Annotated in this window: 14 protein-coding genes and 1 riboswitch; of the genes, 11 read left to right on the top strand and 3 right to left on the bottom strand. The window is 72.5% G+C overall.

Features of this window, described 5'->3' with window-relative positions; all coding sequences use genetic code 11:
• Positions 1-29 precede the first annotated feature (29 nt).
• Positions 30-626: a CGNR zinc finger domain-containing protein gene (locus OG550_RS23410; RefSeq protein WP_327680577.1), complete on the top strand. Its 597-nt coding sequence runs from the start codon at positions 30-32 to the stop codon at positions 624-626.
• Between the two features lie 6 nt (positions 627-632).
• Here the strand turns inward: OG550_RS23410 and sodX are convergent, their stop codons facing one another.
• Positions 633-1097, bottom strand: coding sequence for a nickel-type superoxide dismutase maturation protease (gene sodX / locus OG550_RS23405; RefSeq protein WP_442906064.1), 465 nt, complete (start codon positions 1095-1097; stop codon positions 633-635).
• A 188-nt stretch (positions 1098-1285) separates the two neighbouring features.
• On the opposite strand from sodX, the gene sodN reads away from it, so the two are divergent.
• From sodN to OG550_RS23365, 8 genes are all read left to right on the top strand, one after another.
• The gene (gene sodN / locus OG550_RS23400) at positions 1286-1681 is read left to right on the top strand and encodes a superoxide dismutase, Ni (RefSeq protein WP_327680575.1); all 396 of its coding nucleotides are present in this window, start codon (positions 1286-1288) and stop codon (positions 1679-1681) included.
• Positions 1682-1767: 86 nt separating this feature from the next.
• A riboswitch (cobalamin riboswitch) is annotated at positions 1768-1896 on the top strand.
• A gap of 105 nt (positions 1897-2001) precedes the next feature.
• On the top strand, positions 2002-3093 hold the full coding sequence (locus OG550_RS23395; RefSeq protein ID WP_442906063.1) for a FecCD family ABC transporter permease: 1092 nt from the start codon (positions 2002-2004) through the stop codon (positions 3091-3093).
• Between the two features lie 44 nt (positions 3094-3137).
• The gene (locus OG550_RS23390; protein WP_327684082.1) at positions 3138-3911 is read left to right on the top strand and encodes an ABC transporter ATP-binding protein; all 774 of its coding nucleotides are present in this window, start codon (positions 3138-3140) and stop codon (positions 3909-3911) included.
• A gap of 28 nt (positions 3912-3939) precedes the next feature.
• Positions 3940-4935 (top strand): ABC transporter substrate-binding protein, encoded by a 996-nt coding sequence (locus tag OG550_RS23385; protein WP_327680573.1) that lies wholly within the window; start codon positions 3940-3942, stop codon positions 4933-4935.
• A gap of 80 nt (positions 4936-5015) precedes the next feature.
• A complete protein-coding gene (locus OG550_RS23380; RefSeq protein WP_327680571.1) occupies positions 5016-5399 on the top strand; it encodes a nuclear transport factor 2 family protein in 384 nt (127 codons plus the stop codon).
• A gap of 9 nt (positions 5400-5408) precedes the next feature.
• Positions 5409-5885, top strand: a complete 477-nt coding sequence (locus OG550_RS23375) for a GNAT family N-acetyltransferase (protein WP_327680569.1) — start codon at positions 5409-5411, stop codon at positions 5883-5885.
• A 288-nt stretch (positions 5886-6173) separates the two neighbouring features.
• Positions 6174-6584, top strand: coding sequence for an anti-sigma regulatory factor (locus OG550_RS23370; RefSeq protein WP_327680567.1), 411 nt, complete (start codon positions 6174-6176; stop codon positions 6582-6584).
• 166 nt (positions 6585-6750) lie between these two features.
• On the top strand, positions 6751-7779 hold the full coding sequence (locus tag OG550_RS23365) for an RNA polymerase sigma factor SigF (RefSeq protein WP_327680565.1): 1029 nt from the start codon (positions 6751-6753) through the stop codon (positions 7777-7779).
• Positions 7780-7848: 69 nt separating this feature from the next.
• Here the strand turns inward: OG550_RS23365 and OG550_RS23360 are convergent, their stop codons facing one another.
• On the bottom strand, positions 7849-8277 hold the full coding sequence (locus OG550_RS23360) for a hypothetical protein (protein WP_327680564.1): 429 nt from the start codon (positions 8275-8277) through the stop codon (positions 7849-7851).
• A 50-nt stretch (positions 8278-8327) separates the two neighbouring features.
• Here OG550_RS23360 and OG550_RS23355 point away from each other — a divergent pair, with 50 nt between their 5' ends.
• Entirely contained in the window at positions 8328-9299 is a 972-nt protein-coding gene (locus OG550_RS23355) for a diacylglycerol/lipid kinase family protein (RefSeq protein ID WP_327680562.1), read from the top strand.
• Between the two features lie 371 nt (positions 9300-9670).
• Complete coding sequence (locus OG550_RS23350; RefSeq protein WP_014138019.1) at positions 9671-9922, top strand: WhiB family transcriptional regulator; 252 nt, start codon at positions 9671-9673, stop codon at positions 9920-9922.
• A gap of 501 nt (positions 9923-10423) precedes the next feature.
• Here the strand turns inward: OG550_RS23350 and OG550_RS23345 are convergent.
• Entirely contained in the window at positions 10424-11944 is a 1521-nt protein-coding gene (locus OG550_RS23345) for a sensor histidine kinase (RefSeq protein ID WP_327680560.1), read from the bottom strand.
• Between the last annotated feature and the right edge of the window lie 337 nt (positions 11945-12281).

The following is a 12281-nucleotide window of genomic DNA, read 5'->3' as shown; positions in this document are numbered from 1 at the left end:
AGCCCGTTACCTACCCTGGAAGGACCCCCGTGGAGCTCGCCTCGTACGCCGATCTGGCCGTCCGGCTGGTGAACACCGAGGAGCCCGAGCGCGGCACCGACGCGCTGACCTCGGTGGAGGCGGTGCGCGGACTGTTCTCGGACTCCTCCCGCGCCCGCGACCTGGCCGACGAGTCCGACCTGCCCCGGCTGCGGGCCGTCCGCACCCGGCTGCGCGGGGTCTTCGAGGCCGCCGCCGAGGGCGACGAGTTCCGCAGCGTCGACCTGCTGAACAGCCTGCTGATGGAGTTCCCGGTCAGTCCGCTGGTCTCCGGCCACGACTACCTCGACGCCGACGGTCGGCCCCGCTGGCACCTGCACCTCGCCGACAACTCCCCGACCGCGACCGCGCACTTCAGCGCCGTCGCCTGCATGGGCCTGGCCGTCCACCTGACCGAGCTGGGCTCCGACCGGCTGGGCATCTGCCAGGCCGCGCCCTGCCGCAACGCCTACCTGGACACCTCGACCAACCGGTCCCGGCGGTACTGCTCGGACCGCTGCGCGACCCGCGCGAACGTCGCCGCCTACCGGGCCCGCAAGCGGCTGGAGGCCCAGGAGGCCGCCGCCGCCATCGCCGGGCAGGGCTAGGGCGGGTCAGGCCCCGGTCCCCCGGATCTCCTCCGGGCGGACCCAGACGCCGAAGCGCCTGGCCAGTCCCGGGATCCGGACCAGCGGGGCGGAGAGCAGCAGCCGCTCCAGCCGGCGGCCCGGGGCCAGCCAGGCCGGGCGCGGGCGCAGCCTCAGCAGCACCCGGCCGAGCACCAGCTCCTCCGGGACCGCGCCGTAGCTGCGGCTGTCGCTGTCCACCGGCCGGTTGTCCGAGAGCAGCCACCACCCCTTGGGGCGCCGGCCGTCGGCCCGCTTGACCACCAGCAGGTCCTGCTGGAACGGGTGGCGGAACACCACCACCGCGCCCGGCCGGATCCGCGCCCCGTACCGGACCAGCAGCTGGTCCCCCTCGCGCAGCGTCGGCACCATCGAGTCGCCCGCCACGTCGATCAGCCCGAACGGCGCGCCACCCCCCGCGGTGCCGCCCTCCGATTCCGCGCTCCGCGCCACGACTCCTCCTCCCGGCTCCCGACCGCGTCCTCGGCTCCCCAGTCTGCCGTACGGACCGTCACCCGCCGGTGTCCGGATTCGCACGGTTCCGGCTCCGACTTTTGCCCTAGGCCCGCTGCCCGACCGCGAAACCCCGCGGGCGGCGGGGTAATCTCGGCCGCGGGAAGACGATCTAAGGAAGGACTCCCATGTTCTCTCGTCTGTTTGCACCGCGCGCCACCGCCCACGCCCACTGTGACCTGCCCTGCGGCGTGTACGACCCCGCTCAGGCCCGGATCGAGGCCGAGTCGGTGAAGGCCACCCAGGAGAAGTACCAGGCCAACGAGGACCCGCACTTCCGGGCCCGCGCCGTCATCATCAAGGAGCAGCGCGCCGAGGCCGTCAAGCACCACATCTCGGTGCTGTGGAGCGACTACTTCAAGGCCCCGCACTTCGAGAAGTACCCGCAGCTGCACCAGCTGGTCAACGACACCCTGAAGGCCGCCTCGGCCGCCAAGGCGTCGACCGACCCGGCCACCGGGCAGGCCCTGCTCGACCTGATCGCCGAGGTCGACAAGATCTTCTGGGAGACCAAGCAGGGCTGATCCCCGCTCACGACCCTTCGGCCGCCCCCGTCCGCACCGCCGGACGGGGGCGGCCGTGCGTTTCCCCGATCATCCGACCGGGTAAGGGTTGCCTGCCCTGAGCGCTTGTTATGCTGCCAGGGCGTCCCGAGGGGGAAGCCGGTGCGAATCCGGCGCTGACCCGCAACGGTAAACGGTGCCCCGCACCGTGAGCCCGATCGCCCCGGGACGCCGACCTCCCGACAACTCGCCGCGGACTGCGAGGGGATGGCGCCCCGGCACATCCCCGCCCGGGCGCGCCGCCCCGCGCCGAACCGGCCCGAGGCGAAGGCGCGCCCCTCTTGAGCACCACCGCCACCGCACCACCGGCGCCGGCCGGCGCCCCGCCCGGACCGGGCCGGACACCCACCCTCCCGCTGGCCGCAGGCCTCGCCGCGGCCCTGCTGCTCTCCCTGGTCTGCGCGGTGACACTGGGCTCCTCCGGCCTCGGCTGGTCCCAGGTGCTGCGACTGCTCGGCGCCGGCCTGACCGGCGGCCGGCTGGAGGCCGACGAGGCCGCCGCCTACGCGATCGTCTGGGAGATCCGGCTGCCGCGCGCCGTCCTCGCCGCCGTCGTCGGCGCCGGACTGTCCGTCACCGGCGCGGCGGTGCAGGCGATGGTCCGCAACGCGCTGGCCGACCCCTTCGTGCTCGGCATCTCCTCCGGCGCCTCGGTCGGCGCCAGCGCCGTCCTGATGCTCGGCGCCTTCGCCTCGCTCGGCGTCTGGGCGCTGTCCGTCTCCGCCTTCGGCGCCGCCCTGATCGCCATGGTGCTGGTCTACCTGACGGCCCGTACCGCCTACGGGCTCACCCCGCTGCGACTGGTGCTGACCGGCACCGCGATGTCCTACGGCTTCTCCGCCGTCACGGCGCTGATGGTGTTCGCCGCCGCCCGCGGCGAGGCCGCCCGCTCCGCCATGATGTGGCTGCTCGGCAGCCTCGGCGGGGCCACCTGGGCCTCGGTGCCGATCGCCGCCGCCACCGTCCTGGCCGGCGCGGCCTACCTGCTCTGCGCCGCCGGCCGGCTGGACGCGCTCGCCATGGGCGACGAGACGGCCGCCTCGCTCGGCGTCGACCCGGACCGGCTGCGGCGCGAACTGTTCGTCGTGACGGCGGCCGTCACCGGCACCGTGGTCGCGGTCAGCGGCGCGATCGGCTTCGTCGGGCTGATGGTCCCGCACCTGGTGCGGATGCTGGTCGGCGCCGGACACCGCCGGGTGCTGGTGATCGCCCCGCTCGCCGGGGCACTGCTGCTGGTCTGGGTGGACGTCGTCTCCCGCACCCTGCTGGCGCCGGCCGAACTGCCGGTCGGGGTGGTCACCGCCGCCCTCGGGGTCCCCTGCTTCCTGCTGCTGATGCGCCGTCGCGGCTACTCCTTCGGAGGTGGCCGGTGACCACGGCCCGCACGACCGTCCCCGGGCCCGCCGCGGCCCCCGCCCTGGACCTCGCCGTCGACCGCGTCTCGGTCGAGGTGGCCGGCCTCCGACTGGTCCACGACGTCACCCTGGACGCCGCGGCCGGGCAGGTCGTCGGCCTGGTCGGACCGAACGGCAGCGGCAAGTCCACCCTGCTGCGCTGCGTCTACCGGGCGCTGCGGCCCGCCGCCGGGGCCGTCCGGCTGGGCGGCGAGGAGCTGCACGCGCTCACCGCGCGCGAGGCCGCCCGGCGGGTCGCCGCGCTGCCGCAGGAGCACTCCGCCGAGTTCGACTTCACGGTGGCCGAGGTGGTCGGCATGGGCCGGCTGCCGCACCGCCGCGGGTTCGCCGCCGCCGCCGCCTCCGGCGACGGCGAGCGGTGCGCCGGGGCGCTGCGCCGGGTGGGCGCCGCGCACCTGGCCGAACGGGGCTTCCTGAGCCTGTCCGGCGGCGAGAAGCAGCGGGTGCTGATCGCCCGGGCGCTGGTCCAGGAGCCGAAGGTGCTGGTGCTCGACGAACCCACCAACCACCTGGACATCGCCCACCAGCTGGAGGTGCTGGCGCTGGTCCGGGAGGCCGGGCCGACCGTGCTCACCGCGCTGCACGACCTCAACCTCGCGGCCGGCCACTGCGACCTGCTGTACGTGGTCGCGGCCGGGCGGATCGTCGCCTCGGGACCGCCCGCCGAGGTGCTCGAACCCGCGCTGCTCGCCGAGGTGTTCGGAGTCCGGGCGACGCCCGTCCGGCACCCCGTGACCGGCGCCGTCCAGCTGCTCTTCGACCGACTCGCCAAGTGACCCCCCGTTGATCCAGCAAGGAACCCCCATGCGCACCAAGGCCGTTGCCGCCGCCGCCCTGCTCACCCTCGCGCTCACCGGCTGCGGGGCCGAGATCGCCCCGAGCGGTGACGGCGCCACCGCCTCCGCCCACTACCCGGTGACCGTCAGGAACTGCGGCACCGAGCTCACCTTCAAGCAGAAGCCGGCCCGGACGGTGACCAACGACGTCGGCATCACCGAGCTGATGCTGGCGCTCGGCCTGGAGAACCGGATGGCCGGCTACGTGATGCCCGACGACAAGGGCGACGTCGGGAAGGTCGCCTGGAAGGACGGCTACCAGCGGACCACCTGGCTCTCCAAGAAGCAGATCACCAAGGAGATCGCGCTGGAGGCCAAGGCCGACCTGGTCTTCGCCGGCTGGCACTACGGCTTCGACGACGCGAGCGGCGTCACCCCGCAGGCGCTGGGCGACCTGGGCATCGCCTCGTACGTGCTCAGCGAGTCCTGCCGCAGCGGCAAGGGCCCGGAGCGCGGCGTGATGTCCCCGCTGGACGCGCTCTACACCGACCTCGCCAACCTGGGCGAGATCTTCGACGTCCGGGACCGGGCCGACAAGCTGATCGCCGACTTCAAGGGGCAGGTCGCCGCCGTGCCCGAGCCGGCGTACCGGCCCGGCGTCTTCCTGTACGACAGCGGCGAGGACAAGCCGTACACCTCGGGGAAGTTCGCCGCGCCCGAGGAGATCATCGCCAAGGCCGGCGGGCGGAACGTGATGGGCGACGTCGCCGACTCGTGGACGACGGTCGGCTGGGAGAGCGTGGTCCAGCGCGACCCCGAGGTGATCGTGATCAACAACTACGGCACCCCGGACGCCGAGAGCAAGCGGAAGTTCCTGAAGTCCTTCCCCCCGCTGGCCGGCGTCTCCGCGGTCCGCAACGACCGGATCTTCGTCCTGGACTACGTCGACCTGGTCGAGAGCCCGCGCAACCCGGCCGCGATCACCGCGCTGGCCGCCTACCTGCGCACCGTCCCGGCCCGCTGAACCACCGCTCCGCCGGCCGGTTCCGCCGGGCGTACGCTCGAAACGTACGAGCCGACGGAACCGACCGGAGGAGCGAGGACATGACCGCCATGGCCGCACCGCCCGCCTTCGACACCGGGGCCCTGCGCGAGGGCATCGAGCACGCCGACGCCGACGCCCTGCTGGCGCTCTACGCGGACGACGCCGAACTGCGCGTGGTCGACCGCAGGACCCAGCCCAGCCACCCGCTGGTGGTGCACGGCCGGGACCAGATCGGCGCGCTGCTGGACGACCTCTACGGCCGGGAGACCACCCACCGGCTCGAACAGGTGGTGCTCCAGGACGACCGGCTCGCCTTCCTGGAGTCCTGCCGCTACCCGGACGGGTTCCGGGTGCTGGTCAGCTCGGTCGCGGGCCTGCGCGACGGGCGGATCGTCGACCAGACCTCCGTCCAGGCCTGGGACGAGACCGAACCGGCCCAGTAGGCTCGTGCCATGATCCGCACCGCCCGCGCCGACGACGTCCCGCTCATCCACACCATGATCCGCGAACTCGCGGAGTACGAGAAGGCCCCGGACGAGGCCGTGGCCACCGAGGAACAGCTGCACGAGGCGCTGTTCGGCGCCGCGCCGGCGCTGTTCGGCCTGGTCGCCGAGGACGACACCACCGGCGAGCCGGTCGGCTTCGCGGTCTGGTTCCTCAACTTCTCGACCTGGCGCGGCACCCACGGGATCTACCTGGAGGACCTCTACGTCCGCCCGGCGGCCCGCGGCGGCGGCCACGGCAAGGCGCTGCTCCTGGAGCTGGCGCGGATCGCCGTCGAGCGCGGCTACTCGCGGATGGAGTGGTCCGTCCTGGACTGGAACGCGCCGTCGATCGACTTCTACGAGTCGCTCGGCGCGGTGCCGATGAACGGCTGGACCGTCTACCGGCTCACCGGCGACGCGCTCGCCGGCGCCGGAACCCGCTGAAACCCGCAGGAAACCGGCGCGCGGAGTCGCTCGCGGACGGCGCACGAGGCCGCCGTCCGACCACTGACACCCTGCGTCGCGATGCCTTACCATGAGTGACTCCCGCACCGGGTCAGGAAAGCGGTAACGTCTCGGGCGGACGCGCGGCGTCCGGCCACTCTTCGAGGGGTATGACCGGTACGTACCGCACCACCCCTCTGGACAGTTGGGGCGAAGCAGTTGAGCCAAGCAACAGACAGTGCCGCGGCCACCGGCCCGGAAGCACAGCGCGCCACCCAGGAGGTGAGGGTGTCCCAGATCGACGGCGAGCCCGGAGTGCAGGACTTCGTGGAGGTCCGACTGCCCGCGGCGGGTGCCTACCTCTCGGTCCTGCGAACAGCCACGGCGGGCCTGGCGGCCCGGCTGGACTTCACGCTGGACGAGATCGAGGACCTGCGCATCGCGGTCGACGAGGCCTGCGCCATCCTGCTCCAGCAGGCCGTTCCCGGATCGGTCCTGTCCTGCGAGTTCCGGCTGGTCGGCGACTCGCTGAAGGTGATCGTCTCGGCGCCCACCACCGACGGCCGGGCCCCCGAACGCGACACCTTCGCCTGGACCGTGCTCTCGGCGCTGGCCGGCGAGGTGGAGTCCTCGGTCGCCGAGGACAAGACCGTGTCGATCAGCCTGCACAAGAAGCGCGGCGGCCCCGCCGCCCACTAGAGCCGCCGCGAGCGATCGTGGCCGCAACCGAGCAAGGGCCGTCCGCCCGGCACCCCACCCGGGCCGGCGGACGGCTCCCGGTACCGCCCCCACCGGGCGGTACGACCATCGAGACGAACCGGGGCCGGCGGCCCCGGTTCTCCCGGAACGGAACGGGGGAATGGCCGTGAGTGATCTGGACCGTACCGGCCTCGCGACGGCGGGCCCTGCCGTACCGACCCAGGCGAGCGTGCCCGGCCTCGCCGCCAACGACGAAGCGCACCCGAAGGACGCCCAGCGGATGAGCCAGCCGACCGAGCCGACGCCCGATCCGTCGCCCACGCCCGAGCCGCCCACCGCGGACCTCCCGGACGAGGCGGCCGAGGCGGCCGACACGGCCGAGCAGGCTGCCGAGGCGCTGCGCGCCGCGGTGCCCACCCAGGCCCCGCACCGCAGCGGCGCACCCGACCGCGAGGCGGCCCGGGCCCTGTTCGTCCGGCTGTCCGTGCTGCCCGACGGCTCCCCGGAGCGCGTCGAGCTGCGCAACCAGCTGGTGCGCATGCACATCCCGCTGGTCGAGCACCTCGCCCGGCGGTTCCGCAACCGGGGCGAGCCCCTGGACGATCTGACCCAGGTCGCCACCATCGGCCTGATCAAGTCGGTGGACCGCTTCGACCACGAGCGCGGGGTCGAGTTCTCCACCTACGCGACACCGACCATCGTCGGCGAGATCAAGCGGCACTTCCGCGACAAGGGCTGGGCGGTCCGGGTACCGCGCCGGCTCCAGGAACTGCGGCTCTCGCTGACCACGGCGACCAGCGAGCTCTCCCAGCGGCACGGCCGCTCCCCCACGGTGCACGAGCTGGCCGAGCACCTGGGGATCTCCGAGGAGGACGTGCTGGAGGGCCTGGAGTCCGCCAACGCGTACTCCACGCTCTCGCTGGACGTGCCGGACAGCGACGACGAGTCGCCGGCCGTCGCGGACACCCTGGGCGCCACCGACGAGGCGCTGGAGGGCGTCGAGTACCGCGAGTCGCTCAAGCCGCTGCTGGCCCAACTGCCGCCCCGCGAGCAGAAGATCCTGGTGCTGCGGTTCTTCCGGAACATGACGCAGTCGCAGATCGCCGCCGAGGTGGGCATCTCGCAGATGCACGTCTCACGGCTGCTCGCCCGGACCCTCGCCCAGCTGCGGGAGAAGCTGCTGGTCGAGGAGTAGGACCCGAGCGGATGAAGACCCGAGCGGCCGCCCCCGAGGGGACGGCCGCGGACCGGCGGCCCCCTGTGCTCAGCCCTCGTGCGGAGCGTAGAGGGCCGCCGTCGCCTTGGGGCTGAGCAGCGCGCCGATGCCGACCAGGCCGAGCGCGCCGACGGCCACGGCCACGGCGGCCATCGGGCCGCCGCTCTGCCACATGTAGTACGCCACCGGCAGGCAGATCGAGTTGGTCAGCACGGCCGGACTGCGGCCCCAGCGGCGGCCCCTGAGCAGGGCCCGGGCGGCCAGCAGCGGCAGGACGCCGAGCAGCACGATCACCAGGCCGCCGAACTCGTTCAGGGCGAGCTGCTTCGACTGGCCGGACAGCGCGGCGACCATGTCCCAGACGCCGACGACGGCCAGCGCGGCGCCCTCCAGGGCGGTGATGGCTGCGCCCAGGGTGAGGGCCGCCGGCCGGTCGGCGCCGGGCACGGGTACGGGTGCGGAGGATTCTGCGGTCACTCCAGCAGGGTAGCCGCCGACCGGTCCGTACCGACCCGTAGGCTGAGCACATGCGCGCTCTCCTGGTCGTCAATCCGAAAGCGACCACCACCAGTGGCCGCACCAGGGATGTCCTGATCCACGCCCTGCGCAGCGACCTCAAACTGGAGGTCGCGCAGACCGAGTACCGCGGTCACGCGCGCGACCTGGCCCGCGAGGCGGTGGACGACGGCGCGGTGGACCTGGTGGTGGCGCTGGGCGGCGACGGCACCGTCAACGAGGTGGTCAACGGGCTGCTCGCGCACGGCCCGGGCGAGAAGGTCCCCCGGCTGGCCGTGGTGCCCGGCGGCTCGACCAACGTGTTCGCCCGCGCCCTGGGCCTGCCCAACGACCCGGTGGAGGCGACCGGCGCGCTGCTGGACGCCCTGGAGCACCGGCGGGAGCGGCCGATCGGGCTGGGCAAGGCGATGACCGAGGGCCTGCCCGACCGCTGGTTCACCTTCACCGCCGGTCTCGGCTTCGACGCCGGTGTGGTCGGCCGGGTGGAGGAGCAGCGCCGCGCGGGGCGCAAGTCCACGCACGCGCTCTACGTCACCCAGGCGCTCCGGCACTTCGTCACCCAGCGTGAGCAGCGCAGATCGGGCCCCGTCACCCTGGAACTGGCGGGCCGCGAACCGGTTCCCGGCCTGGCGCTGACGATAGTCAGCAACACCTCGCCGTGGACGTTCCTGGGCAGCCGGCCGGTCTACCCCTCACCCCTCGCCTCCTTCGACGCGGATCTCGACGTCTTCGGCATCACCCGGATGACGGCGTTCGGCACTGCTCGAACGGTCCGTCAGATCCTGCGGTCGCACGGGTCTTCGAGCACGGACACCCCGCCGCCCGGCCCCTCCGGGAAGCACGTCGTCTCCTATCACGACGTCCGGCACTTCACCTTGGTTTCAGAGGAACCGGCCCCGTTCCAGGTCGACGGGGACCACCTTGGATCCAGGAGTCGCGTCAGTTTCACAGGCGTACGGCGGGCACTGCGTGTGATTGTGTGACCGGAAGGGGGCTTCGCCCTTCTTCTCGAACGCACAAGCCCCCTTCACTCCATAGAAGTACTGGCTGTGAGCTAGGCGACACCGAAGAATCAAAAATTCCTTCCTGAAGGGGGTTGTATCCGAGCCCGAGGTTTGCGAACCTCTACATGGCGATCGGGACACATCGCAGCGACGGCAACCGCAGAACCTGTTGGATGCCGACCGCGGAGCGTCCCTCGAACCGCCGAATCCCTCCCCAGCACAGACCACCCGGGCCCGATGGGCCTTTGGTCTCTTTTGCTGTTGCGGGATTCGTGAAAGCGTTCACATTCACAAACACCATCGATGACGCCGATCGGGCAACCCCCGGCGGCAGGAGGAGTTGGACGACCATGGACTGGCGCCACCGCGCTGTCTGCCGCGAAGAGGACCCGGAGCTGTTCTTCCCGATCGGGAACACCGGTCCCGCTCTGCTGCAGATCGAGGAAGCCAAGGCCGTGTGCCGCCGCTGTCCGGTCATGGAGCAGTGCCTCCAGTGGGCTCTCGAAACCGGCCAGGACGCCGGCGTCTGGGGCGGTATGAGCGAGGACGAGCGCCGCGCGATGAAGCGCCGTGCCGCCCGCAACCGCGCCCGCACCGCCTGATCACACGCCGTAGTACCCGCAGTGACAGTTAGACCGATCAACACATGATCAAAGGCTTCCCTGCACTTCCTGGCGAAGCCTTCCGTACAAAGGACCTTGTTCGACGAGGTCCTGCGACACCGACCCGCCCAGCCACTTGATACTGTTCACTTAGAGCAATATTGTGGAGCTGTGGCGCTCACCGTGTGCAACGCACCGGTGTGGTGTCGCACCACTCAGAGCCCCCGTTCCGGCCGACTCCCCCCGACGGCCGGAACGGGTTGAGAGGCCCTGTCGACCCACCCCCCCCGGTCGACAGGGCCTCGTTTCTGTTTTCCGGCAGTGGTGAGGAAGCGTGCCCCCGGCGCGTCCGCCGACTGCACGCCCCTTCGCACCTCGGTGCGCTCACGCCCCACCACCCGATGCACCGGCGCGCGGACACGCCTGCGCTCCGGTTCCCCGACGCTCCGGTTCCCCGCGGGGGCCGCCCGCCCACGGGACCGGCCCGCTCGCGGGACCCCCTCAGCGGACCGGGATCTCCAGGACCACCTTGGTACCGCCGTTCGGGCCGGCCACCATGTCGAAGGTGCCGCCCAGCTCACCGGTGGCCAGGGTCCGGACGATCTGCAGCCCGAGATTGCCCGCCTGCTGCGGGTCGAACCCCTCCGGCATACCCCGCCCGTCGTCCTGCACGGTGATCAGCAGGTACTCCTCCGGGCGCGCCCCGCCGTTCCAACTGTCCGACCAGCCCATGCCGGTGGCCGGCGCCCGCCCGCGCAGCGCGCTGACCTCCAGGTTTCCGGAGGCCGACGGACCGAAGGCGTGCTCCAGCGCGTTCTGCAGCAGCTCGGTCAGCACCATCGCCAGCGGGGTCGCCACCTCGGCGGAGAGGATGCCGAAGCTGCCGCTGCGGCGGGTCGCCACCCGGCCGTCCTGGGAGAGCTCCATCACCATGGCCAGCACCCGGTCGGCGATCTCGTCGAAGGCCACCTGCTCGTCCAGCGCCTGGGAGAGCGTCTCGTGCACGATCGCGATCGAGCCGACCCGGCGGACCGCCTCGTCCAGCGCGGCGCGGCCGGCCTCCGACTCCATCCGGCGGGACTGCAGGCGCAGCAGCGCGGCGACGGTCTGCAGGTTGTTCTTCACCCGGTGGTGGATCTCCCGGATGGTCGCGTCCTTGGTCATCAGTTCGCGGTCGCGGCGGCGCAGTTCGGTGACGTCCCGGCAGAGCACCAGCGAGCCGGTCAGGGTGCCCTTGGGCTTGAGCGGGATGGCCCGCAGGGTCACCACCCCGCCCTGGACCTCCACCTCGGTCTGCCGGGGCGCCCAGCCGCTCGCCAGCTTGACCAGCGCCTCGTGCACGGCCGCCCGGGACGGCGGCACCAGTTCGGCGGTGGCACGGCCCAGGTGGCTGCCGACCAGGTCGGTGGTGAGGCCGAGCCGGTGGTAGGCGGAGAGCGCGTTGGGGCTGGCGTAGGTGACGATGCCGTCCGCGTCGAGGCGGATCAGCCCGTCGCCGACCCGCGGCGCGGCGTCCATGTCGGTCTGCTCGACCCCGGGGTAGGGGAAGGTGCCGGCCGCGATCATCTGGGCGAGGTCGGAGGCGCTCTGCAGGTAGGTGAGCTCCAGCCGGCTGGGGGTGCGGACGGTCAGCAGGTTGGTGTTGCGGGCGATCACGCCGAGCACCTTGCCCTCGCGGCGCACCGGGATGGACTCGACCCGGACCGGCACCTCCTCGCGCCACTCCGGGTCCCCCTCGCGCACGATCCGGCCCTCGTCGAAGGCGGCGTCCAGCAGCGGGCGGCGGCCGCGCGGGACGAGGTGGCCGACCATGTCGTCCTGGTACGAGGTGGGCCCGGTGTTGGGCCGCATCTGGGCCACCGAGACGTACCGGATGCCGTCCCAGGTGGGGATCCACAGCACGAGGTCGGCGAAGGAGAGGTCGGAGAGCAGCTGCCACTCCGAGACCAGCATGTGGAGCCACTCCACATCGGCACCGGTCAGGGTGGTGTGGCGGCGGACGAGTTCGTTCAGCGAGGGCACATGGCGAGCGTAGCTCCAGGGGGCGCGGGCGGGCCCGGCGCACCCGCCCGGGCGCGCGCGCCGGAGGTTGTCCAGACCAATTTTCGGGGAGCCCTGGACAACCCAGATTGGTCTAGTCCACAATGAAAGGGCACCAAGGAGAGGCCCACCGCGCAACTGCCCTGACCGCGCGAGGCCCCTTCTCGGTCGGACGCCGCCGAGCGAGGACCCCGCACAGTTCTCGATCGTCAACGGCGCCCGACGACAGCTCCGGGCTGCGGTGCCGCATGGGTTGAGGGTCCCGTGTCGGCGCCGTGGCCCGTAGTGCTTTTCCGGCCCGGCACCGCAAGAGACCGCC

This window comes from Kitasatospora sp. NBC_00458 (assembly GCF_036013975.1).
Classification (GTDB): Bacteria; Actinomycetota; Actinomycetes; order Streptomycetales; family Streptomycetaceae; genus Kitasatospora.
Note: the sequence above shows the minus strand (reverse complement) of the source record. Positions and strands in the feature narration are given on the sequence as shown.